The sequence below is a fragment of the Nocardioides sp. GY 10127 genome (assembly GCF_004919085.1).
Lineage (GTDB): Bacteria > Actinomycetota > Actinomycetes > Propionibacteriales > Nocardioidaceae > Nocardioides.
This window is the reverse complement of sequence record NZ_STGL01000001.1, coordinates 133,180-159,746: the sequence shown is the minus strand read 5'-3', so window position 1 is coordinate 159,746 and position 26,567 is coordinate 133,180. Positions and strand designations below refer to the sequence as shown.

Below are 26,567 nucleotides of genomic sequence, written 5' to 3'. Positions count from 1 at the left end.
GACGGCGGCCGACCAACTCGAGGAAGGCTCGAGGAGTTCCGGTGCGTGGAACCCCACCTCCTCGAAGCCAGGCGATGCGAACCGCACGCGTATGGAGGGGGTTCATTTCGGGATGTGCGCCCGGTGGCGCGTCCAGATGACATCTGCTCCCGGTGCACACAATTGCGGTGCTGCCTCGACGGTGCGTCGCACGTCCTCGTCGGTGATGTTGCCGAGGATGCCTCAAAGCAGGACCAGGTCGGCTGGGCGAGGCGTCCACGTAGGCACCTCGACACGCGCACCACTCGCCTCGGCGAGTTCGAGGGCACGGGCGGCCAACCTGACGTCGTACTCGTTCAAGAGGGCGGTCACCTTCCCGGCGTCGCCACGATCGGCGAGGACTCCAAGCAGGTCGCGACCGTCGCCGGCACGGGCACAGGCACAGGCACAGGCACAGATACAGACCACGTGTACCGGATCCGGAGCGGTCCGATCGAGGTGCCGGTAGATCGCAGCACGCACTGCGTCCAAACGATCAGAAATCCCCGGACCGGCCGCGGGTAGGCCTCATGCCACTGCGACCAGCCCGTGAGTGTCACGCCGACCGAGCCTAGGCATCGACGTCGACGTACATCACCGGGTTACGCCCGGCGGCGGTGCGATCGGTTGCTTGCGATCCAGGGCGCGGCGTGCTCGCGGAGCGAGCCGTAGGGGCTCGTCACGCTCCGCGTGACGATCGCTGATCGGAACTGGTCGCTCAGCGGCATGAGCGTGCAGTACTTCCCTGGCGCCTATCACCGACGGAGGACGTACAGGTCCCGAGCACTTCCATCAGGCGCAGGGTCAGCGGAGCCGGTCCGAACAAAGCCCCAGGACTCGTAGAAGCGGATCGCAGATTGGGCCCCGGGAACCGTCGCTGGAAAGGTCACGACCTGGATGTCACCCTCAGCCCATCTCTTGAGGGCCTCCGCCATGAGAAGCCCGCCGACGCCCAAACGTCTGCAATCCTCACGGACAGCGAGCCATCTGATGTGTTGACCTCGTGAACTGAGGAGGGCCGCGCCGACGACGGCCGCCTCCAAAGTGACGACATAGGCCGTCCCACGCTCGATGCCGCGTCTGGCGAAGTGCGGGAAGTCGGGCATCGAGCCGAAGAGATCCTCGACCGCCGAGGCCAGCCGTTGCCAAGACGGCAGATCCGTCGGCTCGGCTCTCCGGCACTCCAAAGACACCACGTAAGGGTAGGCCGCTCATCGGCGTGAGCGCGTACGACGCGGAGACCGACGCCACTCGTCCCGCAAGCCGAACCCCATGCGGAACGAACGCAGGTCAGGACCCCGGCGTCGTCGCGGCGGTCCCGCAAGACCCGTCCGGACATGCGTCCCGGTGAGCGGTCCTCGTACGGCAAAGGCTGGGCTGTCACCAGGTCAATACGACCGGTCTTGATACGCAGGCTGTCCACCGGAATCCGCTGGGCCCCTCCCGGGGCCGTCGCGCACTCACTGTCAGCGGCCGAGCAGCATCAAGGCGACGAGAACGAAGACGCCGAGTAGAAGGCAGACCGTCCGGGCCGTCCCGCCCGGCGCGGGCCGGGTGAGGTCGACCTCCCGGGCACGCCGCACCTCCGACGCCTGCTGGGTCTTCCGTCCCTGTCTCGGGTACACCGGTCCGCCGCGCCTGAGGACCTGGTTGCCGAGCGGGTCGACGCCCCACATAGCCCCCTGCGGCGGCAACGTGCGGCGCTTTCCGGTGACTCCTCGGGCGAAGTACCTGGCTGTGGCGCGGGCGGGAGGCCTCATGCCAGGCCACGCTGCCGTGCCGTGCAGGCTGCGCGCCTCCTCAGGGTCAGGTAACTGCCGCAATCCCCTGGCTTGGCATCGGCGACCGCATCATCCAGATCAGATGCCGTGCAGCACCTCGAGCGCCGCGGACGTCCAACCCATCGGATCTTCGCCGGACGGGATCATCCTGACCGAGTTCCAGAGCACCAGCACCGCCCACCACCTGGCTTCCGCTGCGGTGACGTCGCGTACGGACCTGTATCCGTCGAGCAACGCTTGGCGCGCCTCGGCCGCGACCGGCCCCCAGTCACGGAACCGGGTGCCGAGCAGTACTGCGGCGCGAGCCAGCTCCGAGAGCGGCTCCTCCAGGCGGGCTTCCTCGAAGTCGATGACTGCAGCGACAGCAGAGTGGGCACAGAGCACGTTCGCCGAGCGAAAGTCGCCGTGGACCAGCTGCGCCGGCCACCGACTGACGGGTGCGTCAGCGACGAGCCGACGAAGAGCGTCGACCGCGACTCCAGGAACGTGATCGGGCGCCTCCTCCAGCCACGACCTGATCCGATCCTGCGTCGGGACGGGCGGAGCCAGCAGCGCGGCCACGGCGTCCGCGGACGGATAGGTCGCCAGGGCGCTGTGCAGACGTGCGAGCACGGCTCCCGCCTGGCGGACGTCGTCGAGAGCAGTGACGTCGAGGAGATCCCCCGGCACCACGCGCTGGACGGACAACGAGGCACGGTCGAGCTCGACCTGAACCCGACCGTCCAGAGCGGCGACCGGCGCCGACACCGGCAGTCCCTGGGCTCCCAGCCAGGTCGTGAGCCTCGCCAGCGCCGCGAGGCGTGGAAACCGCTCCTCGCACACCGACCACTTGGCCAGCAACGGTCCGGACGACGCGCTCACCCAGGCCAATGCGTTGCGGTCGCTCATCACGAGGCGATGACACACCTCGACCTCGACACCCCAGAGGTCTGCCAACGCGGTGCTCACCCAGACAGCGGCCTCGTCGCCGTCGACGAAGCCGAACCGCTCAGAAAGGACGCGTACCGGGTCGCGGTGCTCCCACAACATCTCCAGCGTCGGCCCGCTGGTCTTCGACATGACCCCATCCCATCACGGAGAAGAAGGCGCGCCCGTTGATGTCTGGCGCACGCGGTGACTCCAAGGGCAGCCCTCGAGGACCCCACAAGCACGATGTCCAGCCCAGCCGAGGGCGCTCACCCCCGCGCCAGCACCTCCAGCGCCGTCCCGGTCACCCGCTGCACCGTCCACTCCTCCATGCCGACCGCCCCGACGGAGCGGTAGAACCCGATCGCCGGCGCGTTCCAGTCGAGGACGGTCCACTCGAACCGCGCGTAGCCCTGAGCCACGCACTCGGCGGCCAGCGCCACGAGCAGCGCCTTGCCGTAGCCGTGGCCGCGCTCTGCCTCGTCGACGAACAGGTCCTCCAGGTAGAGCCCGTGGACGCCGGTCCACGTCGAGAACGTCAGGTACCAGACGGCGATCGCCACGATCCGTCCGTCCTTCTCGACCACGTGCCCGAAGACGCGAGGCGTGGGCCCGAACAGGGCCGCGGTCAGGTCGGCCTCGGTCGTCTCGACGGCGTCAGGCTCCTTCTCGTAGTCGGCGAGCGCCTGGATGCAGGCCAGAACACCCGCCTCGTCACCCGGCCGGACGCGCCGCAGCACCGCTCCGCCCGCCAGCTCGCGCTCGCCGTGAACCCCGTCGCCCGTCGACACCTCAGCCATGAGAGGCGAACCTACCGCCCACCAGCCAGGGCCGGGCCGCACACCCCCACCTGGCGCCGGGACCCACGATGCGCCTACGTTCCCCTCGTGCCCGCCACCGCAGCCAGGCTCCACACGCTGCTGGAGCCGGTCCACCTCGTGACCTACTTCGCCGAGGAGCCGACACAGGCCCTCACGATGCTCGGGCTCCGGGGCTACTGGGACGGGTACTTCGCAGGACGCGCCGCCCCGCTGGGCCGCGTCGGGCCCGAGGTCGTCGACACGGTGTTCTACAACTTCGCCCCCGGCGAGGTCGCCCGGCACGTGCCCCACGTCTGGGAGGTCACCAGCCCGCGACGCGCCCTCCGCGCGCGCGAGTCGGGCAGCGTCGCGGCCCTGGCGCGCATCCTGGGGCCACTCCCCCTCGATACCCCCCTGGGTGTTCAGCTGTCCACTGCCGCAGCCCTCGCGTCCCAGGCCGCGCGGCACGCACCCGTCGACGGGCGCCCGCTCACCGCGGCGCTCCAGGCGCTCCCGTTCCCACCTGCGCAGGAACCGCTTGCTCGGCTGTGGCACGCCGCCACCATCCTGCGCGAGCACCGGGGCGAGGGCCACCACGCCGTCCTGGCCTCGCAGCGCATCGGCGGCATCCAGTCGCACCTGCTGCTCGCCGCGTGGAAGGGCGACCCGCCACGGTCGTTCGGCCGGGTGCACCATCTCCCCCGCCGCGTCCTCGACCCGGAGGTCGCCGCGCTCCAGGCTCGCGGTCTCCTGGACGCCGACGAGCGGATCACCTACCGGGGTCGGGCCCTGCGTGACGAGATCGAGAAGCGCACCAACCTCCTCGCCGTGCCCGCCTACAGCGCGCTGACGCCCGGCGAGCGAGCCAGGCTCGAGGAGTGCCTCACTCCCCTCGCCCGGCTGCTCGTGGCCGCCGGCTCCCGCTAGGACCGACGCCCCGGGCTCGCCACCATGAGCTCGCGCGTGTGCGGGTGCTCGGGGTGGTCGAGGATCTGCTCGGTCGTCCCGTGCTCGACCGTCTGCCCCTGGTGCATGACGTAGATCCGGTCCGCCACCTGACGCACGGCAGCCAGGTCGTGGGAGATGAACAGGATGCCGATGCCCAGCCGTTCCCGCAGGTCACGCAGCAGGTCGAGGATCTGCGCCTGCACCGTCACGTCCAGGGCCGAGACCGCCTCGTCCGCCACCAGCAGCTTCGGCTGCAGGGCCAGCGCGCGGGCGATGCCGATGCGCTGACGCTGCCCGCCGGACAGGCTCACCGGTCGGCGGCCGGCCGTCTCGCGCGGCATGCCGACGAGGTCGAGCAGGGCGTCGACGTCCTTGATCCCGCCCTGCAGGCCGGGCGCCTGGTGCGCGATGGCCTCCTGAAGGATGCGCCCGATCCGGTGCGCAGGGTTCAGCGTCGCCGTGGCGTCCTGGAAGACCATCTGGACGCTGTGCCGGATGTGCGCCCGCTCGGCCCTGTCCCGCTTGCCCACGCCGCTGGTGAGCTGACGGTTGGCCAGGATGATGTCGCCGGACGTCGGGATCTCCAGGCCCGCGATGCACCGGGACACCGTGGACTTGCCGGAGCCCGAGGCCCCCACGAGCCCGACGCACTCCCCCTCGAACACCTCCAGGGAGGCCGAGCGCACGGCGTGGACGACGTCCCCGCCGCGTCCGCGGCGGAACTCCTTGGCGATGTCGAGGACGCTCACGAGGGAACGCGTGCTGGACGCGCTCGCCACCGAGGCGGGGGCGGAGTCGTGCTCGGCGTGGAACGCCGCCATCTCCCCCGCGATCGCGGGCTGGCGCACGCACGCGGTCACCGCGTCGCCGACGGACCGCAGCGGCGGGGCGCCCGCGGTGCACTCGTCCGTCGCCCACTGGCAGCGCGGGGCGTAGGAGCAGGAGGGCACGGAGACGTCCCCGGTCGGGATGTGCCCCGGCACCACGCTGAGGGTGCCGACGCGACGGTCGATCCGCGGCTCCGAGAGCAGCAGCCCGAGCGTGTACGGGTGGGACACCCGGCCGTGGCGCAGCCCGGCGGTCGACTCCGCTGCCATGACGCGGCCGCGGTACATGACGACCACGCGATCGGCCCGGTCGGCGGCGACGCCGAGGTCGTGGGTGATCATCACCAGCGCCATCCGGCGCTGGCGCCGGACCTCGTCGATGAGGTCGAGGATGCGACGCTGCGTGATCGTGTCGAGCGCCGTCGTGGGCTCGTCGGCGATCAGGACGTCGGGGTCGCAGGCCAGCGCGCAGGCCAGGGCCACGCGCTGACGCAGCCCGCCCGAGAGCTGGAACGGGTACTGCGCCGCCAGGGAGGCGTCCTCGATCCCGACCTCCGCGAGGCGGTCCGCGACGCTGCGCCCGCCGTCGCCGAAGAGCGCCGCCATCTCCTCCAGGTGGGCCCCGACGGTGATGACGGGGTTGAGGATGCCGAAGGGGTCCTGGAGCAGCATCGCCACGCGCGGCGTCCGCCCGTCGACCTCGTGCAGGGAGACGTCGCCCTCCACCCGCAGGCCGTCGGGCAGGATGCCGGCGACGGCCCGGGCGAGCACGGTCTTGCCGCTGCCGGACTCCCCCACGATCGTCAGGGCCTCGGCGCGGCCCAGGTCGAGGGTGACGTCCTCGACGAGCTGCTTGGTGCCACCGGCGTAGATGTTGACGCCGGTGAGCGAGAGGATCGGCTCCCGCAGGGTGGTGCTCTCCTCGACGGCGGTCATCGCTCCGTCCCTCCGTCCGCGTGACGCTCCTGTATCCAGTCGCCGACGACGTTCACGCTCAGGCAGGCGAGGACGATCATGGCTGCGGGGGCGAGCGCGACCCACACGTTCTGGTAGAGACCGGTGCCGGACTGGGAGAGCATGACGCCCCAGTCGGCGGCTCCCGGCGGGGAGCCGAGGCCGAGGTAGGCCAGCCCGGACAGGGCCAGCAGGCTGTAGCCGAAGTTGAGGAAGGCGTTGGCCAGGCCCACCCCGAGGACGTTGGGCCAGATGTGCCCGAACATGATCTTCGCGTCGGAGACCCCGATGGCGCGGGCCGCCTCGACGTACGGCAGGTTGCGCTGGGTCAGCGCCGCCCCGCGGATCAGCCGCGTGTCGAACGGGCAGGTCAGGACGACGAGCACCCCGACCGCGATGGTGTAGCCGCCGCCGAAGACACCGATGACCACGATGATGACGAGGACGGCGGGCAGGGCCCACATGAAGTCCACCCAGCGCATCAGCAGGGCGTCGACCCGCCCGCCGCGGTAGGCGGCGAAGAGGCCCAGGACGCTGCCGATCAGCCAGGACAGCAGCGCGATGAGCGCGGGTCCGATCACGGCGCTGCGCACGCCGGCCAGGGTCCGGGCGAAGACGTCACGACCGAGGTCGTCGGTGCCCAGCAGGTGCCCGTTGCCGGGCCCCACCAGGACGTCCACGAGGCTCTGGGTGGTCGCGTCGCCGGGGGTCCGCGAGGGGCCCAGCACGGCGAGGACCACGAGGACGGCCAGGAACAGGAGGCTGAGCTGGACGGAGAGCCGACCGCGCAGCCACCGCGGCACGCGCCGCGGGCGGGTGCGGCCGGCGGCCCGGCCGGGGGCAGGTGTGCTGATCGTTGTCATCGGAGAGTCACCCGGGGGTCGACGACCGCGTACAGGACGTCGGTCAGGAGGTTCACGAGGAGGATGGCCGCGGCGAAGACCACGGCGAGGCACTGCAGGACCGGGATGTCCTGGTTCTCCGCAGCGCTGACCAGGAGCGTCCCGAGCCCCGGCAGGGAGAACACGGTCTCCACGAGCACGGTGCCGGTGATGACGTAGCCCGTGACGATGCCGGCCGACGTGAGGATCGGGATCATCGCGTTGCGCACCGCGTAGTTCCAGGTGGTGCGCCGCTCGGGCACGCCGCGCATCCGTGCGGCCGCCACGTAGTCCTTCGCCAGGGTGTCCACCACCGACGTGCGGCTGATCTTCACCAGCAGGCCCAGGGTCGGCGCCGCGAGGGCGACGGCCGGCAGGACGAGGTGCACCAACCGGTCGCCGAACCCCTCCCCCACGCCCGAGGCCGGGAAGATCGGGATCTTGTAGCTGAAGACGTACGTGAGCCCCAGAGCACTGACGAACGCCGGCGTGCTCGTCACCAGCAGGACCCCGCCGAGCGACAGGCGGTCCGCCAGGGAGCGGTGGCGCCGGGCGATCCACACGCCCAGCGGGATGCCGATGCCGAGCGAGAGCACGAGGGCCAGCGCCGCCAGCTCGAGCGTCATGACCGCTCGACCCGCGACCACCCCGCCGGCGTTGGTGCCGTAGGTGATCGAGTTGCCGAAGTCGAGGTGCAGGGCCCCGGTCAGCCAGGAGACGTACTGGGCGGGCAGCGACTTGTCGAGGCCGTACTCGGCGCGGATCGCGGCGAGCGTGGCCTTCGTGGGCGGCTGCCCGACCGGCAGCAGGTTCTGGACCGGGTCGCCCGGGGCCAGCGCCTGGAGCAGGAACACGACGACGGAGGTGAGGAGCAGCACGACGGCTGCTGCGACGAGGCGCCGCAGCAGCCATCCTGCGAATGCTCGGGGATCACTGAGCACGGGTCAGGCCTTCGCGCGCAGGCAGTTCGCCCAGGCACCGATCTGGCTGCCCGTGAACCCCTCGATGGTGAGGCTCTCGTCGAGGACGAAGTTCTCGTACGGCCAGACCACCGCGAAGTACGGGAGGTCGGTGTTGACGATCTCGAGGATGTCGAGGGCGGCCTGCCCCTTCTTCGCCGCGTCGGTGATGCTGTTGTAGGCGTCCAGCATCTTGTCGACCTTGGGGTTGGCGTAGTTGGCGAAGTTGTAGCCGACGCCGGCGCCGTAGGCGCTCGGCAGGATGTACATCAGGTTGTCGACCGGGTCGAGGTTGTCGGCGTTGAACGGCACCAGCTGGAGGTCGGCCTCGTGCGCGATGTAGTCGTTGGTGACCTGCGACTCGGGCACGACGTTCACGTTGAGCGTGATGCCGATCTCGGCGAGGTTCTCCGCCGTGTTGAGCGCGATCTGGCGCAGCAGGGCGTTGCCGGAGGGGATGTTGATCGCGGTGGTGAAGCCGTCCGGCGAGTCCGAGGCCGCCAGGGCCTCCTTCGCCTTGTCCACCGAGAACTCGTACTGCGGGAGGGCGGCCTCCTTCTTGCGGGCCTCCTCGACGGAGTAGATGCCGGGCCACTGGGTCGGCGGCGTGATCGCCGTCGCCGCCTCGGCGTTGCCGCTGTAGAGGCCGGCCGCGATGCCCTCGCGGTCCACGCAGTGGGCGAAGGCCTTGCGCACGTTGAGGTCCGAGAACGGCGCCTTGTCGGTGCGCATGCTGTAGGTGACGAACTGGAGGCTCGGCAGGTAGTAGGTGTCGAGGTTGTCCACGGAGGCGTAGGCCTTGATCGTGGTCGGGTCGGCACCGATCTCCACCTGGAACTCACCCGAGCGTGCGGCCGACACGGCGGAGTTCTGGTCCGAGAGCACCTCGAAGGTGATCGACTCGACCGTGCCCATGCCGTCGGTGTTCCAGTAGTCGTCGTGGCGCGTGATGGTGATCGACTCGTCGGGCTTCCACGTGGTCGGCAGGACGTAGGGGCCGATCGACATGACGCCGACGCCCGGCGTCCCGATCTTGTCCCCGTGCTTCTCGATGAAGGCCTTCGGGAAGATCTGACCGGTCGCCAGCGAGAGGATCGACATGAACACGGCGCTGGCGGAGTGGAGCTTGATGACGACCTGGTCGTCGCCGTCGACCTCGACGCTCTTCATGGGGCCGTAGAGCGAGGAGATGAGGGACGTCGTGGACGCGTTGCGCTCGAGGGAGGCCTTCACGTCCTCCGGGGTCAGCGTGGTGCCGTCCCAGAACTTCACGCCCTCGCGGAGGGTGAAGCGGTACGTGGTCGGGTCCTCGATCGTGTACTTCTTCGCGGCGCCCGGGATGATCTTGCCGTTCTCGTCGGTGATCAGCAGGCCCTCGAGGCAGTTGCGCGCCACGGCGATGGACGGGTTGTCGAGGCCGCGGGCGTAGTCGACGTAGGCGACGGAGCCGGACAGGCGCGCGGTCACCGACGGGACGGCGGTCTGGGCCGCGGCGGGGAACGACGCGTCGGCGGAGGCGGTGGCGGTCGAGGTGGAGCTGCTGGAGCCGGAGCAGGCCGCGAGCAGGGAGCCGCCCACGCCGACGAGCGCGGCGGTGCCGGCGGAGCGGAGCAGGAAGCTGCGGCGCGAGAGGTGCCCCGCGAACAGCGGGTGCAGGTACTGGTCGGCGGCAGGGCGGTCGGGGTGGCGACGGGTCACGGTCACGGCTCCTCGAGGAGTACGGGTGGTCGGTGGTGAGGCGTGGACGCGCACCGGACGACGTCGTCCGGTGCGCGCCGTGGCGGACTACTTCCGGCGGGCGTTCGGCAGGTCGGCCGGGTACTCCCAGGCCTCGCCGCGGATGGCGGCCTCGAACCGCTCCTTGAGCAGGACGGACTCGGTGGCCACGTCCAGCTCGTTGAGGTGGCAGTGGTCCTCGGGCATGTGCTCGGCGGACTCGCCCTCGACGTCCATGCACACCGACTCCAGGCCGGCCGCGGTCGCCAGGTCGTTCGCGGCGACGCCCGCGATCAGGCGCTCCCAGTCGATCGTGTTCTCCCGCATCGGCGCCTGGAGGCGACCGGGACGACCGCCCCGGCCGTGCACGTAGCCGACGTAGGGGTACAGGACGTCCAGGTCCTCCATCGGCGAGCCCGAGGAGATGAAGTAGGCCGGGTCGCAGGTGAGGGCGAGGTGCGGCACCTCGGAGGCGAGGCGCGCGGCCTCGGCCGGGTTCTCCATGAGCGAGCCGCCGTGCGCCTCCACCGACAGGCTCACGCCCGCGTCGTGGGCGCGGCCGGCCCAGGCCGTCAGCTCGCCGATGGCGCGCTCGAAGGACGTCTCGTAGGACTCGTCCTCGAACCGGAGACCGGGCAGCACCGTGATGCGCGGGATGCCCAGGGCCTCCGCCATCCGCAGGCCGCGGCCGAAGAGGCTGCGCGCGTGCGCCAGGCCCTCGGCGTCCCGGCTGTTCACCGCGACGGTGTCCACGCTGCGCGGGGTGATGTGCATGCTGTTGATGCCGAGCTCGTGGGCGGCGACGGTCTTGCCCACCCGCGCCGCGACCTCGTCGACGGCCTCGTCGGTGGTGAAGTCCATGGGGTCGATGTGGGAGAGACCCTCCATCAGGCAGAGGTTGATGTCGTCGAACCCCAGGGCCTTGATGACGCCCAGGGAGTTCTCCCACGGCACCACCCGGAAGCAGTAGTCCGCGATGGCCACGGACGCGAGCTGGCCCATGCGATGTCCCTTCGTCTGCGGGGCGCCCGGTCGACGTCACCCGTCCTGACGCCGGAATCAACCACCTGCGCGCAGGGCGCTCCTAGTGGTCGGTTTCCAAAGAAGGAGGGACCTGTTGGGACTTCCGACAAGCGCGCCGCATGAGAGCCGTGCCGAACGCGCGGCGCGCCAGCGGGGCGGTTACGACCAGGTTCCGTCGGGCTGAGAGCGAGCCGTCAGCCCGCGGCCGCGGGACCGGACGTCTGGACGGGTCGGGGCCGGTCGGTCAGCGCCGGTCGGTCAGCGCCGGGTGATCAGCGTCGGGCGGTCAGCGCCGGGCGAGGAGGGCCGGCACGACGTGCTCGGCCAGCAGCGGGGCCAGGTCGGCCGGCGGTGCCACCAGGGAGGACCAGCGCAGCTCGGCGATCTCCCCGCAGGCGCGCGGCTCCCCGGTCAGCTCACCCACGTACACGGTGGAGACCAGGGACCGACCGGGCTCGTTGGCCGCGGCAGCCGAGTAGACGCCGAGCTCGGTGAGCTCCTCGACGTCCAGGCCGATCTCCTCGGCCACCTCGCGGACGGCCGCCTGGAGTGGGCTCTCCCCCGGCTCGAGCTTCCCGCCGGGGAGCAGGTACCGCTCGGTCCCGGCCTTGCGCACGGTCAGCAGCGCGCCGTCGCAGACGAAGGCGACGGCGGCGAGGACGAAGGGCTCCACGCGGTGAGCCTCCCACGATGCACGAACGGCGCCGGCGGGCCCTCCCATTCGAGGTCCGCGCGGCGCCGTGGGTGTGGTGCTGAGGGGCACCCCGGGAGGTGCCGGCACCGCTCGCGGGGCCTCAGGTCCCGTGGCCCCGCGAGCGTGCGTGACGGTGGTGCAGGTGGTGCAGGGGGTCAGTGGTGGTGGGTGCCCCACAGCGAGCAGCTCCCGCTGAGGTGGCCACGGTGGACGCCGCGGCAGCCGAGCTCGTCGGCGGGCCGGTCGGCGCCGATGACCCGGCAGTCGCAGGCCTCCGCGTCGCCGGCGCGCACCGGAGCACCGGCGTGCCCGGGGGCGTGGAGGTCGCGGTAGCGGCCGGTCCAGCGCAGGGTGCCGTCGCAGCCCAGCTCGTCGACCGTCCGCGACACGTAGCAGCGCTCGCACTCGCCGGGCAGCGGGTCGACCAGGTCGGCGGCCAGCGCCCGCAGCTCCTGCTCGAGCCCACGCACGAGGCGCAGGTCCTTGCGCGAGAGCCGCGGCACCGTGACGGCCGCCGGCGCCTCCGTCTCGGGGGCGTTCATGATGGCCCACACCGTGGCGTCCGCACCCAGGTAGGTGTACGAGGCGTCACCGAAGAGGCGGGACAGGACGCCGGCGCCGCGGCGGGCGCGACGCAGCTCGGTGCAGTCGCACTGCGAGCAGTCGGTGCCTGCACGGTAGTGGGCGTGGACGGCGGACGTGTGACCGCACTGGCACAGCGGGGAGCGGGGCATGGTCGGACTCCGGGGATGAGTGGTGCTCGTGGTGGGTTCGGGCAGGGGGGAGACGACTTCTGAGCACGAGCCCACCACCCCGGGAGCCGGCGCAGAAGGGTCCTTCACACCTTCCTCACCGGGACCTCCGCAAAGAGTGCGATCCCCTTCACACCCGCGCTGCGCAGGCGGGACGAAGGTCCTCGTGACCTGGGGAAACGGACCCGACTCCCGGCGTTGACGCGGATGATCCGGTGTCCACCACGGCGCCACGAGGCCGGCGGAGGGCGTCGATGGGAACATCTGTCGGGCACCCTTGGTTGCCGCCAGCAATCACCCGACCTCCTCACGAAGGCCGTCCATGACCTCCGCGCCCCCTTCGCCCTCCTCGGGCACCCTCTCCCCCGTCCTGCTCTCCGCTCCCGCCGCGTCGGACCCGGCCGCGTCAGGCTCCGCCGAGCCGCACGTCGAGGGCCGTCATCCGGCGTTCGCCGTCGCCGCGCTCTGTGTGGGCGGTCTCGCGGTGTCGCTCTCCCAGACGATGGTCGTGCCGATCCAGGGACGGCTCCCGGAGCTCCTCGGCAGCACCGCCTCGGCCACGGCCTGGGTGGTCACGGTGACCCTCCTGGCCGGCGCCGTCGCGATGCCGGTCGCGGGGCGCGTCGCCGACATCGTCGGCAAGCAGCGCGTGGTCGTGGCGTGCGTCGTCATGCTGCTCGTGGGCTGCGTCGTCTCCGCCCTCGCCTCCTCGCTCGCCCCCATGCTGGTCGGCCGCGCGCTCCAGGGCGCCGCCATGGGCCTCGTCCCCGTCGGGATCGCGCTCATGCGCCAGATCACCCCGCCCCGGATGGCCGGGTCCGCGATCGCCACCATGTCCGCGACCCTCGGGGTCGGCGGCGCGATCGCCCTGCCTCTCTCGGCCTGGATCGTCCAGGTCGGGTCGTGGCACTGGCTCTTCTGGGTCTCCGCGGCGCTCAGCCTCGCCGTCCTCCTCTTCGTCCTCGTCGCGGTCCCCCACGTCCACGACCCCCACGCGGGTGCCCGGTTCGACGTCCCCGGTGCCGTGGGCCTGAGCGTCGGCCTCGTCCTCCTGCTCGTGGGCATCTCCAAGGGCTCCAGCTGGGGCTGGTCCTCGACGTCCACCCTGGGCTGCCTCGTCGGCGGCGTCGTCGTCCTGGCCGCGTGGGTGGCCCTGGAGCTGCGGGTCGCGCAGCCGCTGGTGGACATCAGGACGACGGCCCGCCCGGTCGTCCTGCTCACCAACGTGGCCGCGATCGCCGTCGGCTTCGGCCTCATGGCCCAGATGGTGGCCATCCCCCAGCTGCTGCAGCTGCCCACCGCCACGGGCGTCGGCCTCGGCCAGACCCTGCTCGCCGCAGGCCTGTGGATGGCTCCCAGCGGCCTCACGATGATGCTCTGCGCCCCGCTGTCGGCAGCCATGATCGCGCGGTTCGGCCCGAAGCCGACCCTGGCCATCGGCTCCGCGACCATCGGCATCGGCTACCTGGTGGGTCGCCTGCTCATGGCCGCCTCGTGGGAGCTGCTCATCGCCACGATCGTCATCGCCGCCGGCGTCGGCATCGCCTACGCCGCGATGCCGACCCTCGTGCTGGACGCCGTGCCGCCGGCCGAGGCCGGCTCGGCGGTCGGGGTCAACGCGCTGGCGCGCGCGCTCGGCACGACGTCGGCGTCCGCCGTCATCGCCACCATCATCACCAGCGACGTCGACCTCACCGGTGCACCCACCGCCGAGGCCTTCCACGCCTCGTTCCTCACGGGCGCGGTGGTGGCCCTCGTGGGCGCCGCGGTCGCCCTGGTGATCCCGGTCAGGCGGGGCCGGCGCCGGGCCTGAACGCTCGGGCGCGGGCGACCGCGTCCCGCGTGACGGGGTCGTCGGACCCCGACCGCTCGAGGTCCTCGAACGCGAGAGGCCGGTCCCACTCCGGGGCCGGCCTCCACGTCGTCCAGGCGTCCTCGTCCAGCGGCCACGACCGCGCGGCGACCAGCTCGCGGTGCGCCCGCTCGCCGAGCCGGCGGACGGCGTCCGCCTCGGCGGCCGTGAAGTGGCCGCTCGGCACCGTGGCCTCGAGCTCGTCGGCGTCCTTGAGCCACACCTCGCCGTCCTCCAGCCACAGGTCCAGGACGAGGTCCCGGCTGTGCGTGCGGGGCGAGCCGTCCAGCGGCCGCCGGTGCGGCAGCTCCAGGTTCACGTAGTGGCCGACGAAGGCGTCGCCCTCGCCGAGGAGCCACACCGACCAGGGTGCGTCCCTGGGCAGGACGCGCAGCACCCCCTGGCCCTGCCAGGCCCGCAGCGCCGGTGCGCGGGGCACGGCGAACCGCTCCGCCAGCGGGACCTCGCGCAGCCCCCGGCCGTCGCTCGGGGTGCTCACCAGGGCCTCGCTGCCGGTCGGCAGCCAGGCCACGAGCCCACGCTCGTCGTCCGAGACCACCCGCAGCAGCGCGCAGCCCCGGCCGTACCACCAGGCGATGACCGTGCCCGGCTCCCAGGCCGCCGTCCGCGCGTGGGGCGCCAGCCCGCGCTCGTGACCGGGCTCGGTGAGCCGCAGCCCCTCGAGCACCTCGAGGTGGCCAGGCTCACCCGGCTCACCGGGGGTGCCGGGCGGGACCGGTCCGAGCCGTTGCATCGCGCCGCCGGAGGCAGAGGTCCGCTCGCTCACCGGACCTCCGCCTGGAGGGACCGCGCCGGCCGACGGGCGTGGCCGACGAGGTGGACCTCGGGGCCGGACGGATCGTCACGGCGGTACACGCCGGTCGTGAGCTCCTGCTCCCAGGCCTCGTAGCCGGGCATGGCGACGGCGCGCGCGTGGGCGAGCTCCGCCTCGACGTCGTAGGGCACCCGCACGTGGGTCATCGAGAACGAGGCGTCCTGCGCCGAGCCGAGCCGGCCCTCCAGCACCAGGTAGACGGGCGTGGGATCGCCGACGTTGTTGCCCACGCTGCCGGTGTTGACGACCGTGCGCCCCTGGTCGGCGAGCACGAACGGCTCGTGGAGGTCCCCGTAGACCACGACGTCCGGCGGCTCGTCAGGGCCGAAGAGCGTGTGCGGGCTCGAGGCCACGGCCGACGTGTGGTCGAAGAGGCCACGTTGCTCGTCGTGAGGGGAGGACGGCCGCACCCGGTGGTGCACCGAGTCGGCCGAGGCGTGGAACATCCGCAGCCGCCGCCCGGAGAGCAGCAGGTCTAGCGAGAACGGCTTCGCCGCGAGCCACGCCGCCTGGCCGGGCCCCAGCTGGTCGGCCCAGAAGTCGAGCTCCGGGGTGGCCTCACGGTCGGGCGAGGGCAGGTAGTCGTCCCAGTTCCCCAGGACGCTCACCTCGCAGCGGGCGCGCACGAGGTCGATCACCTCGCGCCCGCGCGGCCCCTTGCCCACGTCGTCGCCCAGGTTCAGGACGCGGCTGATCCCGCGGGCGTCCACGTCGGCCAGCACCGCTTCGAGGGCCGTGAGGTTGCCGTGGACGTCGGAGAGGACCGCGACGCGGTCGACGGCGCCCGGCGTGCTGGGGCCCACCTCAGAGCTGCCGGAGGCCGGGCAGGACCTCCGCGCAGAACGACTCCGCCCAGCCGGCGGGGTCCTCCGGCGGGGCCATCACGCAGACGGTGTCGATGCCGAGGGCGGCGACCGGCGCCAGCTCCTCCAGCACCGCCTCGGGGCTCTTCGCGGGGTCGGCCCCGATGGTCACGGAGGTGGTGATCTCGGCGGGGTCGCGCCCGAGCCGCTCGCAGTGCTCGCGCAGCACCCCCAGCTTGTGCCCGATGACCTCGGGGTCGGTGCCGAAGAGGTTGCAGGCGTCCCCGTACTGGGCCACCAGGCGGAGGGTCTTCCGCTCCCCCATGCCGCCGATGAGGATCGGCGGGTGCGGCCGCGAGACGTTGCCCGGCCGGCTCACCGGCTCCGCGAGACGGTAGTGCGTGCCCTCGAACGGCGACTCGTCGTCCGACCACATGGCCTTCGCCACCTGGAGGGCCTCCTCGAGGCGCTCGAACCGCTCCTTGGTGGAGGGGTAGGGGACGCCGAGCCCGGCGTGCTCCCGGTCGTACCAGGCGGCGCCGATGCCGAGCATGGCGCGCCCGCGGGACAGCACGTCGAGCGTCGTGACGGTCTTCGCCAGCAGGCCGGGGTGCCGGTAGGTGACGCCGGTGACGAGGAGCCCGAGGCGCACCTTCTCGGTGACCGCCGCGAGGTGGCCCAGCGTCGTGTAGCCCTCGAGCATGGGCTCGGCGGGGCCGCCCAGGTGCTCCATCTGGAACCAGTGGTCCATCACGGTGAACCAGGAGGCGCCGCCCTCGTCGGCGGCGCGGGCGGTGCCGACGAGCCGGTCGACGATCTCGCCCTGGTCGGCTCCGGAGAAGATCGCGTAGTGGATGCCCAGCTGCATGCTGCGAACCTAGCCGGGCTGTCCAGCACCCGCACCACACCGCCGCGGGCACTACGGTGGCCGCGTGCCTGCCGCCACCCCGCACCTGCGCGTCGACCCGGTCCGCCTGCGCCGCAACGTGCGGCGCGTCGCCGAGGCCGCGGCCACGGCGGGCGTGACCCTGCGCCCGCACGCCAAGACGCACAAGTGCGTGGAGGTCGCCCGGCTCCAGCTCGCCAGCACCGCCGCCGGGCTCACGCTCGCCACCGTCGGGGAGGCCGAGGTGATGGTGCGCGCGGGGGTCACCGACGTCTTCCTCGCCTACCCCGTGTGGGTGGACGACGACCGCGCTGCCCGGCTGCGGGACCTGGCCGAGCACGCGCGCGTGGCGATCGGCCTCGACTCGGTCACCGGCGCCGCCAACGCGGGCCGGCGCCTGGGCGGCAGCGGCATCGAGATCATGGTGGAGGTCGACTCCGGCCACCACCGCACGGGCGTGGCCCCGGGGGACGCCGGCGAGGTGGCCCTGGCCGCGGCGCGGGCCGGCCTCGAGGTCCGCGGCGCGTTCACGTTCCCGGGTCACTCCTACACGCCCGGCGCCTCCGCCGACGCGGCCGCGCAGGAGACCGCGGCGCTGGAGGCGGCCCGGGAGGCGATGGACGCCGCGGGCGTGCCGCCCCGGGTCCTCTCCGGCGGGTCCACGCCGTCCCTGGCGGCCGGACTCGCCCGTCCCCGCGACCACGCCGACACCGTGACCTGGGAGCTGCGACCGGGGGTCTACGTCTTCAACGACGCCCAGCAGTGGGAGCTCGGCACCTGCCAGCCCGACGACATCGCCCTCACCGTCCGGGCCACCGTCGTCAGCCACGCCTCCGGACGGCTGGTCCTGGACGCCGGCTCCAAGGTCCTGGGGGCCGACCGGGCGCCGTGGTCGACCGGATGGGGCCGGCTGCCGGAGCGCCCCGACGCGCGAGTGGTGCAGCTCTCCGAGCACCACGCCGTCGTGGAGACCGAGGGGGTCCTCCCCCGGATCGGCACGCAGGTGGACGTCGTGCCGAACCACGTCTGCTCGGCCGTCAACCTCGCCGACGTGCTGTGGGTGGACGAGCCCGGGGGCCTGCGCGCCTGGCCGGTCGCCGCCCGGGGTCTCAACGGCTGATCGACCCACCGGCGCCTGGGCGGGTCGGGCCTGGGCGGGTCAGGCCTGGGCAGGTCAGGCGTCGTCGGGTCAGGCCTGGGCGGAGCGTCCCTCGACGTACCGCACGTGGTCGCCCACGGTGACCGTGCGCCCCACCGTGCACAGCCGTTCCTCGATCATCCGCAGCGTCCTGGGGACCACGGCGCGCGCGGCGTCGCCCTCGGGCCCGTCGGGGAAGTCGACGTCGAGCGCGACGGTGAGACCCGTGAGCCGGTTGCCCTGCTCGTCCCGGATCTTGTGTCCCTCGACCCGCGCCGTCAGCCCCGTGGCGTCCGCGCGCTTGCGGGTGACGTGCTCGAGGTCGATGGCCCCGCACGCGGCGAGGGCGACCATGAGCAGCTCGACGGGCGTGAAGTCCTCGCTGGACCCGTCCCCCACCGCCAACGTCCCCCCGCGGACGTTGGTGGCCAGGTAGGCCATCTCCCGCGTCCGGGCGAGGTCGACCGTCCGCAGCGTGGGGTCGGGGGTCGCGCTGTCGACCGTGGTCCGTCCGGTGCCGTCCGTCATGGCGCCACTGTGGCACGAGGTAGGCGCGGCACGGCGACACGCCCGGGCCGCGCCTGCGGCCTTGTCCGGACGGACGTCGTCGGGGACGGTGGTGTGGTCCGTGCACGCAACCGGAAGGCGAGTCATGCTCACCCTCACCGAGAACGCGACGTCCATCCTCAGCCAGCTCAGCTCCTCACCGGAGCTGCCCGCCACCGCGGGGCTCCGCATCACCGCGGAGAGCGAGTCCGACCCCAGCTTCTCCGCCTCGATGGCCGCCGGCGCCGAGCCCGGCGACCAGGTGGTCACGCAGGGCGGCACCACCGTCTACCTCGACGACCGCGCCGCCCAGGTGCTCGACGACAAGGTGCTCGACGCCTCGGTCGACGACCAGGGCCTCGTCGAGTTCGCCCTGGGGCTCCAGGGCTGAGGTCCACACCCCCCACGTGGGACGAGGCCCCCGCGACCAGGTCGGTCGCGGGGGCCTCGCTCGTGCGGGGGGGGTGACGCGGGCGTCAGCCGACGGCACCCGCCTTCACGCCGACGAACGTCGCGGCGTCGGTGGCGCTGCCGTAGGCGACGCCGTCGCGCGGCAGGTCCGCCACGACCTTGCTGCGCGTGCCGCCCTGGACGGCGAGCACCGCCTTGACCTGGTCGTTGCGGACGGCGGCGTCCAGCTCCTGCTGCAGCTCCGCGACGCTGGCGGCGTCCGAGGAGCGCCAGGAGTAGTTGCTCAGGCCGGCGCGGACCCGCAGCGTCCCATAGCCACGCCCCGGGTCCGTCACCTCGAAGGAGAAGGGAACGGAGACCGTGCGGCCGTGGGAGCGGAGGACCGCCCGGACGTGCAGCGTCCCGCCGGTCAGCGCCACGCCGTGCTTGCCGACCTTCTTCCACTCGCCGGCCACCCGCTGCTCCACGCGACGCAGCGCCCAGACCTTGTTCGTCGTCGAGGTCTGCTCCGAGCTCACGTCGACGCTGGTGATCGTGACGCCGTCCATGTCGTCGAGCGTGTAGGCGGCCATGGCCGGCCCGGCGGCGAAGAGGTACCGCGAGATCCACGACCCACCGGAGTGGACGTCGCCCGAGGTGAGGGTGAACGGGTCGCCGTCCTCGGTGCCGGTGATGCTCCAGGTCTGGTCGACGACGCCCATGGCGTCGCCGTCCAGCGCCAGGTACCGGGTGTAGTAGCCCGAGTAGTAGGCGATGTCGGGGACGTAGGAGGCCTCGTAGACGTCCGTGCTCAGGGTCTTGTCGGAACCGGCGGTCAGCGAGGTGGTGACGCTGGCCGAGTCGGGGACGGAGCCGAGCACGCCCGAGACGCCGGCCAGCCGGTCCTGGGTGATCGTGCCGACGGGCTCCCCGAAGTTGGCGACCTTGAACGGCTGGTTGAGCGAGTCGGGCTGGATGTAGACCGTGTCCGCGGGCGTGAGCGCGTAGTCGGCCTCCCCGGCGTGGTCGAAGGGGTGCCCGAAGCCGACGAGGGTGCTGCCGCACACCGAGGTCGTGGTCCCGATCGCGCCGACGGTGAGGTCACCGAGCGAGAGCGCGACCCCGAGGGTCCCACCGGCCGCCACGTCGTCGACCGAGGTGCCGGAGGCCAGGCCCGCGATCCGCCCGTCGGAGGCCAGGGTCCGGGTCGGCAGGCTGAGCCCGCCCTTCACGGCGTCCTTGCGGGCCGAGGTGAGGGTGCCACCCCCGACGCCGGAGATCGACAGGGGCGTGCGCAGCCGGCTGAAGCCCTGGGAGGCCTGGGCCGTCGTGACGTCACCCGCGCTCCGGCGCGCCACGGTCCGGGCCGTGGAGGTCGGGACGTCGACGTGGTGGGATGCGCTGGTGAGGTAGGTGTCCATGTCGGCGAACGGCGTGACCCCGGCGATCGGGGTGGGGCCGTAGGAGAGCCCGTAGGCCACGGCGCCGATCACGTTGCCGTCCGCGGGGTCCCCGGCGTACACCGGCGAGCCGGACATGCCCTCCCAGATGCCGCCGGCCTTCGTCACCGCGGCGTCGTCACTGAAGTCGATCATGATCATGTCGACGCCGGGGGCGATGCCGCCCTCGTAGACGCCCAGGTACGTGCCGGTGATCTCGATCGGGTCGGTGCCGCTCACGACGCTCAGCGCCGTGACCGTGTCGCCCACGCTCAGCCCGGAGACGTCGAACGCCTGGGCACAGTCCGCGGCCACGTCCGCCTGGGCACCGGGGGCGGTGACGGCCGTCGCGGCGAGACCGGCGAGAAGAAGGCTGCCGGCGGTGCCGGCGGCCAGCAGCCGTCGGCGGCCGCGAGCGCGGGAGAGCGTCATGGAGGGGGTCCCTTTCTTCGGTGCGGACGCGCCCGTGGCGTCCGTCGTGGTGGCGCGCAGCGCGCCCGGCCGTACCGGCCCGCGCCCGTCCACCTGGTCCGCGCGCACTGTAGATCGGCCGGGCCCTCGCAGGAGGGCATATCGGGCAGGACGCGCGGTCGGCCGTGAGGCACGGACGGCCCGCCCCATCGAAGGGGCGGGCCGTCCTGGGTGGGTACCGGGGCGACGCCGGTCCGACGTGGACCGACGTCGCCCCGGCAGGGCTCAGCCCTTGGCGCCGCCGGTGACCGAGAACCACTGGCTGCGCTTGACCACGCCGTCGCGCGGGAGGCTGCCGACGACCTCCCTGGTGCCGGCGCCGCGGATGCGCAGGTACAGGCGCACCTCGTCGTTGGCCACGCGCGCGTCCAGCTTGTCGACGAAGCCCTCGAAGGTGGCCGCACGGGTGCGGGAGTACAGGCTGTCGCCGCCGGTCACGTAGCCGTAGCCGCTCCCGCGGCCGACGTCGTCGATGTCCACCGGCAGCGCCACGTGCGCGGTCTCGCCACCGCTGCGCACCACCGCCCGCAGGTGCAGCGTCCCCTCGCGCAGCACGAGGTCGTGCTTGCGCGTGACGCGCTTCCAGGTGCCGCCGAGGCGCTGCTCGACGCCCACGACCCGCCAGGACAGCGCCTCCTCGGAGGTCTGCGTGGCGGTCACGTCGACCGAGTCGACCTCGACGCCGTCGATGCGGCCCAGGTAGTAGACGAGGTTGGCGGTGTCGGCGGCGGCGGTGTACCCGCCCCACCAGCTGGACGAGGCGAAGGTGTCCTCGCCGGTGAGGGTGAACGCCTCGCCGTCGTGGCTGCCCGTGATCGTCCAGGTCTGCTCCTGGGTGCCCATCGCGTCCCCGTCGAGGACGAGGTCGGTGCCGGTGTAGGCCGAGTAGAACGTCACGTCCGGCAGGTAGTCGGAGGTGTACACGTCGGTGGAGAGGTCCTTCGACGTCGACCCCGCGGTGTAGGAGGACGTCACGCTCGCGACGTCGGGGAGGACGCCGAGCTCGCCGGTGATGCCCGTGAGCCGGTCCTGCGTGATGGTGCCGACCGGGTCGCCGAGGTTGGCCATCTTGAACGGCGCCCAGGCCGGGTCGGGCTGGATGTACACCGCGTCCGCCGGGTGCAGGCCGTAGGTGACCTCGCCGGCCTGGATCAGCGGGTGCCCGAAGGCGACGACCTCGCCGCCGCAGACCGACGTGCTCGTCCCGACGCCGGCCATGGTGATGTCGCCGTAGGCCACGCTCGCGGCGAGGTTGCCGCCCGCGGCCACGTCGTCGACGGTCGTGTCGGCGGCCCGCCCGGCGGTGCCGGAGGCGGCCGCGAACTTCCGCGTCGCGAGCGTGAGGCCGTTCTTGGCCGCCGCCTTGCGGGCGGTCGCCAGGGTGGTGGCGTCCACGCCGGACAGGGTGAGGCCCGAGCCGAGGCGCCGGAAGCCCTGCGCCGCCTGGGCGGTGGTCGTCGACGCGTCCGCGCGGGAGATGGCGCGAGCCTCCGCGCCGGTGACGTCGACGCTGCCGGAACGGGTGGAGGCCGAGGGCAGGTAGCCGTCCATCGCGCTGAAGGGCGTCACGCCCGCGATGGGGCTGGGCCCGTAGGAGAGGCCGTAGGCGATGGCGCCCACGATGTTGCCGTCGGCGGGGTCGCCCACGTAGACGGGCGAGCCGGACATGCCCTGCCAGATGCCGCCGGCGTCGTCCATCGCCGGGTTGGCCCCCGTGCCGCCGAAGTCGATCATGACGAGGTCCACCCCGGGGGCGATCCCGTCGGTCACGACGCCGAGCACGGTGCCGGGGAACTCCTCCGGCGTCGTCCCGCTGACCACGCTCAGCGCGGTCACGGTGTCTCCCTTGGAGAGGGTGGAGACGTCCACCGGCGTGGCGCAGTCCGCGGCGGCGTCGGCCACGGCGGCCGGGGTGAGGGCCCCGGTGACCGCCAGCGGCGTGAGCAGCAGCGCGCCGACGGTGGCGGCCGCGGCCAGGCCACGGGAGGGGGAACGAAGAGCACGCGTCATCGCGGCGGTCCTTTCGAGAGGGACGCCCGAGCGACGTCCGTACTGCTCTGACGCCACGGGCGCCCGAGAGGTTGCACGGAAGGATCAGGAATTTCTCAGGTCGTTCCGCGAGCGGGGACGGTAACGCCTCCCTGACGCCCTGTCAGGGCTTTTCTTCCAGGGCGGGCCGGAAGTCCCCGGTCGGCACGGGGACGACGCGCGCCCGGCCCCGCCCGTCCGGCGCCACCCGCGCCACTAGTCTCGGCCCGTGCCCTCCGACGCCTCCCCCGCCCCGTCCACGACCACCGCCCCGTCCCCCGCGCCCGCGCGGCCCCGCTCCCTGCGCCGGGCCGAGGCGGTGGACCGCGCCGCGCTGCTCGAGGTCGAGTCCTACGACCTCACGCTCGACCTCACGACGTCCGAGGAGACCTTCGACTCCCTCACCCGCCTGGTGGTCGCCTCGACCGGGGGCGAGACCTTCCTCGACCTCCGGCCCACGGCGCTGCGGTCCGTGCACCTCGACGGCGTGCCCCTGGACACGGCGCTGCTCGAGCGGGGGCGGTTCCCCCTGTCGCTGCCCGAGGGTCGGCACGAGGTCGTGGTGGACGCCGTCATGCCGTTCCGCCACGACGGCGAGGGCCTGCACCGGGCGATCGACCCCGCCGACGGCCGGGCCTACGTCTACGGCATGTCCTTCATGGACGCCGCGCCCACCGTCTTCGCCTGCTTCGACCAGCCCGACCTCAAGGCGCCCTACACGCTGCACGTGCGCGCCCCGCGGGAGTGGACCGTGATCGGCAACGGCGCCGCCACCCAGGTCGAGCCCGGCACCTGGGAGCTGGCGACCACGCAGCCGCTCTCCACGTACTTCGTCACCCTCGTGGCCGGGCCGTACCACGTCGTCCGCGACGCCCACGACGGCATCCCGCTCGGGCTCTCCGCCCGCGCCAGCCTCGCGCGGGCGCTGGAGGACGACGCCGAGGAGCTGTTCACCACCACCGCCCAGTGCTTCGACGAGCTGCACCGGCTCTTCGGCATCCGCTACCCGTTCGGCGAGTACCACCAGGCGTTCGTGCCCGAGTTCAACGCCGGGGCGATGGAGAACCCCGGGTGCGTGACGTTCCGCGACACCCTCGTGTTCTCCAGCAGGACCACCCGTGGCATGCGGACCCAGCGGGCGATCACCGTCGCCCACGAGATGGCCCACCAGTGGTTCGGCAACCTGGTCACGCCCCGCTGGTGGGACGACCTGTGGCTCAACGAGTCGTTCGCCGAGTACATGGGCAACCGGGTCACGGCCTCGGTGACGCAGTTCGACGAGGCCTGGGTGCTGAACTCGTTCCAGCGCCGCCAGTGGGGCCTGCTCGCCGACCAGCGCCCCACCACCCACTCCGTGGCGGGCAACGGCGCCGACGACGCGCTCGAGGCCCTCCAGAGCTTCGACGGGATCTCCTACGCCAAGGGGTCCGCCATCCTGCGTCAGCTCAACGCACGCCTGGGCGACGACGTCTTCATGGCCGGCGCGGTCGACCACTTCACCCGGCACCGCTTCGGCAACGCCACCATGCACGACCTGCTCGGCTCGTGGGAGCGCGCGGGTGCCGCCGACCTGGGGTCGTTCTCGGACGCCTGGCTCACCACCGCCGGGCCCGACCTGCTGGAGGTCGACCGCGGGGCCGGGCTGCTGCGCCGCACCCCGCCGGTGGGCCGACCGGCCGACCGGGCGCACACCGTGCGCCTGCTCACCGGGCCCGCGTCGGGACCGCACACGCTCACCACGGTGACGGTCGACGCGGCCGAGGTCGCGGTCCCCCTCCCGGCCGTCGAGGAGCAGCAGGTGGTCGTGCTGGACGCCGCCGAGGAGACCTGGGCCGCCACGCTGCCCGACCCCGCGTCGGTGGCCCTGCTGCCCGCCCTGGTGGCGGGCACCGACGACGCCCGGCTGCGCGCCGCGGTCTGGAACCAGGTCCGCTCGGGCGTCCACCACGCCCTGGTCGACCCCGACGCGGCCGTCGACCTCGCCGAGGCCTGGCTGCCCGTCGAGACCGTGGACGCGGGCCTCGTCTACACCTTCCCCTGGGTGCTCTCCTACCTGCCGCACACCAGCGACCCGGCCGCCGGCGCGGACCGTCTCGCCGCGGCCGCACTGACGGCCACGCGCGCGGCCGAGCCGGGCTCGCCGCTCCAGCTCGCCGCCTTCCAGGCGGCCGTCGGGGCCACCCGCGACCCGGACGTCCTGGCCGCCTGGGTCGCCGGCACCGACCTGCCCGACGGGGTGGACGTCGACCTCGAGCTGCGATGGCGCCTCCTGGTGCGGCTCGCCACCCTCGGTGCCACGGACCGCGCCGCCCTCGACGCCGCGCTCGAGGCGGAGCCGACGGCCGTGTCCCGGGTCGAGCACACGCGCGCCGTCGCCTCCCTCCCGACACCGGAGGCCAAGGTGTTCGCGTGGGACCGACTGACCGGTGCCGTCGAGGTCCCCAACTACGAGCTCACCGCCGCCGGCGAGGGCATGTGGCGTGCCGGGCAGGAGTCCGTCACCGACGCCTACGTGGCGCGCTTCGCCGAGGTCGTGCCCGACCTCCCCGGGGTGCACGCGGGGTGGGTCCTGGCGTCGGCCGTCGAGGCCTTCTTCCCCCGCTCCTCGGTCACGGCCTCCACCGTGGACACGATGACCACGCTCGCCGCGCGTGAGGACGTCGACGCCTCCGTCCGGCGTCGCCTGGTGGACGCCACCGACGAGCTCGTCCACCGCCTGGGCGTGCGCCGCACCTTCCGAGGCGTGTGAGGGCGGCCGTGGACCACCTGCCCAAGCCTCCCGGCCCCACCACCCGGCGGCGGGTCGCGGAGCACCGGCCGGCGGAGGAGGACGGCGCCCCCGACCGCGTCCGCCGGCACGAGGACCGGCTGGTCACCGAGGAGCCGCTGGAGCTGCGCGCCACCTGGCCCGGGGAGCCCGGACGCCGGCTCTGGGTCACCATGCGCACCCCCGGGCACGACTTCGAGCTCGCCGCCGGCTGGGCGCGGCACGAGGGGCTCCTCGACGACGCGGACGTGGCGGCCGGAGCGCTGGCCGCGGTCGCGTACTGCACGGACGCCACCCTCACCCCCGAGCAGGCCTTCAACGTCGTGACGCTGCGGCTGGCCCGTGCCCCGCGCCGCGCCCCCGGCGCCCGGCACGAGGCGCTCTCGGCGGGCTCGTCGGCCTGCGGCGTGTGCGGCGCGGACTCGGTGGACGACGCGCTCTCCGGCGTCGCGGGCCCGCCGTGGCAGGGCGACCGGCCGGACGCCGCCGTGGTCCGCGCCCTGCCGGACCGCCTGCGCGCGGGCCAGCGGGTCTTCGAGCGGACCGGCGCCTCGCACGCGGCCGGGCTCGCCACCGCGGACGGCGAGCTCCTCGTCGTCCGCGAGGACGTCGGCCGGCACAACGCGCTGGACAAGGTCACCGGGTCCCGGGTGCTCGCGGGGCTGCCCGCCGCCGAGGCCTGCCTCGTCGTGAGCGGCCGCATCGGCTTCGAGCTGGTGCAGAAGGCCGTCGCCGCGGGCGTGGGCTCGCTGGTGGCCGTCGGTGCGCCCACGTCCCTCTCGGCGCGACTGGCGGAGGCCCGGGGCCTGGACCTGTGGGGCTTCACCGGCCCCGGTCGCGCCGTGCGCTACGCCTGAGCCGGCAACCCGTGCCGGAACCTGAGCCGGCAACCCGAGTCGGGCACCTGGGCGGGGAAACGGACGAGGGCCGGGCCCGCGACGCTCCCCAGCACGCGGATCCGGCCCTCGCCACCACCAGGCCTGTGGCGCAACCCCCCAGCCCGCCACACGACCTCGTCAGTGATCGGGCAGCACGACCTGCTCGGCCGTGGACCCGATGCGACAAGTGAAGGGCCTCGGAACGCTCCCGTCACCCGTTTTCAGCCCGCCTTCACGCAGGACGGGACCTTGGTCCTTCCCGACCGGGACGGACG

21 protein-coding genes are annotated in these 26,567 nt (G+C 73.1%); 6 read left to right on the top strand and 15 right to left on the bottom strand.

Annotated elements, in window-relative coordinates; translation table 11 throughout:
• Positions 1–1,877 precede the first annotated feature (1,877 nt).
• Together E8D37_RS00675 and E8D37_RS00670 are read right to left on the bottom strand one after the other, a co-directional pair.
• Positions 1,878–2,858: a phosphotransferase gene (locus E8D37_RS00675; protein ID WP_136567835.1), complete on the bottom strand. Its 981-nt coding sequence runs from the start codon at positions 2,856–2,858 to the stop codon at positions 1,878–1,880.
• Between the two features lie 116 nt (positions 2,859–2,974).
• Complete coding sequence (locus E8D37_RS00670; protein ID WP_206055497.1) at positions 2,975–3,505, bottom strand: GNAT family N-acetyltransferase; 531 nt, start codon at positions 3,503–3,505, stop codon at positions 2,975–2,977.
• An 87-nt stretch (positions 3,506–3,592) separates the two neighbouring features.
• On the opposite strand from E8D37_RS00670, the gene E8D37_RS00665 reads away from it, so the two are divergent.
• Positions 3,593–4,432 carry a MarR family transcriptional regulator gene (locus tag E8D37_RS00665; RefSeq protein WP_136567834.1) on the top strand — a complete coding sequence of 280 codons (840 nt, stop codon included), beginning with the start codon at positions 3,593–3,595 and terminating at the stop codon, positions 4,430–4,432.
• Here E8D37_RS00665 and E8D37_RS00660 read toward each other — a convergent pair.
• The 7 genes from E8D37_RS00660 to E8D37_RS00630 all read right to left on the bottom strand — a co-directional run bounded on the left by E8D37_RS00660 (position 4,429) and on the right by E8D37_RS00630 (position 12,241).
• Positions 4,429–6,216, bottom strand: coding sequence for an ABC transporter ATP-binding protein (locus tag E8D37_RS00660; protein WP_136567833.1), 1,788 nt, complete (start codon positions 6,214–6,216; stop codon positions 4,429–4,431). The genes E8D37_RS00665 and E8D37_RS00660 overlap by 4 nt on opposite strands.
• Complete coding sequence (locus tag E8D37_RS00655; protein WP_136567832.1) at positions 6,213–7,097, bottom strand: ABC transporter permease; 885 nt, start codon at positions 7,095–7,097, stop codon at positions 6,213–6,215. Before E8D37_RS00655 ends, E8D37_RS00660 begins: the two co-directional genes overlap by 4 nt.
• Positions 7,094–8,056: an ABC transporter permease gene (locus tag E8D37_RS00650; protein WP_276606444.1), complete on the bottom strand. Its 963-nt coding sequence runs from the start codon at positions 8,054–8,056 to the stop codon at positions 7,094–7,096. Before E8D37_RS00650 ends, E8D37_RS00655 begins: the two co-directional genes overlap by 4 nt.
• A 3-nt stretch (positions 8,057–8,059) precedes the next feature.
• Positions 8,060–9,772 carry an ABC transporter substrate-binding protein gene (locus E8D37_RS00645; protein WP_136567830.1) on the bottom strand — a complete coding sequence of 571 codons (1,713 nt, stop codon included), beginning with the start codon at positions 9,770–9,772 and terminating at the stop codon, positions 8,060–8,062.
• Between the two features lie 87 nt (positions 9,773–9,859).
• Positions 9,860–10,792, bottom strand: coding sequence for a TIM barrel protein (locus E8D37_RS00640; protein ID WP_136567829.1), 933 nt, complete (start codon positions 10,790–10,792; stop codon positions 9,860–9,862).
• Positions 10,793–11,099: 307 nt separating this feature from the next.
• Complete coding sequence (locus E8D37_RS00635) at positions 11,100–11,486, bottom strand: NUDIX domain-containing protein (RefSeq protein WP_276606443.1); 387 nt, start codon at positions 11,484–11,486, stop codon at positions 11,100–11,102.
• A gap of 176 nt (positions 11,487–11,662) precedes the next feature.
• Complete coding sequence (locus tag E8D37_RS00630) at positions 11,663–12,241, bottom strand: hypothetical protein (RefSeq protein WP_136567827.1); 579 nt, start codon at positions 12,239–12,241, stop codon at positions 11,663–11,665.
• A gap of 340 nt (positions 12,242–12,581) precedes the next feature.
• On the opposite strand from E8D37_RS00630, the gene E8D37_RS00625 reads away from it, so the two are divergent.
• Positions 12,582–14,072: an MFS transporter gene (locus E8D37_RS00625; protein WP_136567826.1), complete on the top strand. Its 1,491-nt coding sequence runs from the start codon at positions 12,582–12,584 to the stop codon at positions 14,070–14,072.
• On the opposite strand, the gene E8D37_RS00620 is transcribed toward E8D37_RS00625, so the two are convergent.
• The 3 genes from E8D37_RS00620 to E8D37_RS00610 are packed head-to-tail and all read right to left on the bottom strand — an operon-like array spanning position 14,047 to position 16,617.
• Positions 14,047–14,898 carry a DUF402 domain-containing protein gene (locus tag E8D37_RS00620; RefSeq protein ID WP_136567825.1) on the bottom strand — a complete coding sequence of 284 codons (852 nt, stop codon included), beginning with the start codon at positions 14,896–14,898 and terminating at the stop codon, positions 14,047–14,049. The genes E8D37_RS00625 and E8D37_RS00620 overlap by 26 nt on opposite strands.
• Positions 14,895–15,749, bottom strand: coding sequence for a metallophosphoesterase family protein (locus E8D37_RS00615; RefSeq protein ID WP_136567824.1), 855 nt, complete (start codon positions 15,747–15,749; stop codon positions 14,895–14,897). The genes E8D37_RS00620 and E8D37_RS00615 overlap by 4 nt, the downstream gene beginning before the upstream one ends.
• A gap of 1 nt (position 15,750) precedes the next feature.
• Positions 15,751–16,617, bottom strand: coding sequence for an LLM class F420-dependent oxidoreductase (locus E8D37_RS00610; RefSeq protein ID WP_136567823.1), 867 nt, complete (start codon positions 16,615–16,617; stop codon positions 15,751–15,753).
• A 64-nt stretch (positions 16,618–16,681) separates the two neighbouring features.
• On the opposite strand from E8D37_RS00610, the gene E8D37_RS00605 reads away from it, so the two are divergent.
• On the top strand, positions 16,682–17,755 hold the full coding sequence (locus E8D37_RS00605; protein ID WP_136567822.1) for an alanine racemase: 1,074 nt from the start codon (positions 16,682–16,684) through the stop codon (positions 17,753–17,755).
• Positions 17,756–17,824: 69 nt separating this feature from the next.
• Here E8D37_RS00605 and E8D37_RS00600 read toward each other — a convergent pair whose 3' ends face one another.
• Positions 17,825–18,301: an OsmC family protein gene (locus E8D37_RS00600; RefSeq protein ID WP_136567821.1), complete on the bottom strand. Its 477-nt coding sequence runs from the start codon at positions 18,299–18,301 to the stop codon at positions 17,825–17,827.
• A 124-nt stretch (positions 18,302–18,425) separates the two neighbouring features.
• On the opposite strand from E8D37_RS00600, the gene E8D37_RS00595 reads away from it, so the two are divergent.
• Positions 18,426–18,710 (top strand): Fe-S cluster assembly protein HesB, encoded by a 285-nt coding sequence (locus E8D37_RS00595; RefSeq protein ID WP_136567820.1) that lies wholly within the window; start codon positions 18,426–18,428, stop codon positions 18,708–18,710.
• 85 nt (positions 18,711–18,795) lie between these two features.
• Here the strand turns inward: E8D37_RS00595 and E8D37_RS00590 are convergent, their stop codons facing one another.
• Positions 18,796–20,580, bottom strand: a complete 1,785-nt coding sequence (locus tag E8D37_RS00590; protein WP_136567819.1) for a hypothetical protein — start codon at positions 20,578–20,580, stop codon at positions 18,796–18,798.
• 264 nt (positions 20,581–20,844) lie between these two features.
• Positions 20,845–22,629: a hypothetical protein gene (locus tag E8D37_RS00585; RefSeq protein WP_136567818.1), complete on the bottom strand. Its 1,785-nt coding sequence runs from the start codon at positions 22,627–22,629 to the stop codon at positions 20,845–20,847.
• Between the two features lie 247 nt (positions 22,630–22,876).
• Between E8D37_RS00585 and pepN the strand changes: the two genes are divergently transcribed.
• Together pepN and E8D37_RS00575 are read left to right on the top strand one after the other, a co-directional pair.
• A complete protein-coding gene (pepN, locus tag E8D37_RS00580) occupies positions 22,877–25,396 on the top strand; it encodes an aminopeptidase N (RefSeq protein WP_136567817.1) in 2,520 nt (839 codons plus the stop codon).
• An 8-nt stretch (positions 25,397–25,404) separates the two neighbouring features.
• Entirely contained in the window at positions 25,405–26,271 is an 867-nt protein-coding gene (locus E8D37_RS00575; protein ID WP_136567816.1) for a formate dehydrogenase accessory sulfurtransferase FdhD, read from the top strand.
• Positions 26,272–26,567 lie beyond the last annotated feature (296 nt).

Bases quoted from the DNA above. Each gene is read 5' to 3' on its own strand.
- E8D37_RS00670 (WP_206055497.1), bottom strand. From the start codon at position 3,505: ATGGCTGAGGTGTCGACGGGCGACGGGGTTCACGGCGAGCGCGAGCTG.
- E8D37_RS00610 (WP_136567823.1), bottom strand. From the start codon at position 16,617: ATGCAGCTGGGCATCCACTACGCGATCTTCTCCGGAGCCGACCAGGGC.
- E8D37_RS00640 (WP_136567829.1), bottom strand. From the start codon at position 10,792: ATGGGCCAGCTCGCGTCCGTGGCCATCGCGGACTACTGCTTCCGGGTG.
- E8D37_RS00630 (WP_136567827.1), bottom strand. From the start codon at position 12,241: ATGCCCCGCTCCCCGCTGTGCCAGTGCGGTCACACGTCCGCCGTCCAC.
- E8D37_RS00655 (WP_136567832.1), bottom strand. From the start codon at position 7,097: ATGACAACGATCAGCACACCTGCCCCCGGCCGGGCCGCCGGCCGCACC.
- E8D37_RS00595 (WP_136567820.1), top strand. From the start codon at position 18,426: ATGCTCACCCTCACCGAGAACGCGACGTCCATCCTCAGCCAGCTCAGC.
- E8D37_RS00675 (WP_136567835.1), bottom strand. From the start codon at position 2,858: ATGTCGAAGACCAGCGGGCCGACGCTGGAGATGTTGTGGGAGCACCGC.
- E8D37_RS00625 (WP_136567826.1), top strand. From the start codon at position 12,582: ATGACCTCCGCGCCCCCTTCGCCCTCCTCGGGCACCCTCTCCCCCGTC.
- E8D37_RS00660 (WP_136567833.1), bottom strand. From the start codon at position 6,216: ATGACCGCCGTCGAGGAGAGCACCACCCTGCGGGAGCCGATCCTCTCG.
- E8D37_RS00600 (WP_136567821.1), bottom strand. From the start codon at position 18,301: ATGACGGACGGCACCGGACGGACCACGGTCGACAGCGCGACCCCCGAC.
- E8D37_RS00590 (WP_136567819.1), bottom strand. From the start codon at position 20,580: ATGACGCTCTCCCGCGCTCGCGGCCGCCGACGGCTGCTGGCCGCCGGC.
- E8D37_RS00585 (WP_136567818.1), bottom strand. From the start codon at position 22,629: ATGACGCGTGCTCTTCGTTCCCCCTCCCGTGGCCTGGCCGCGGCCGCC.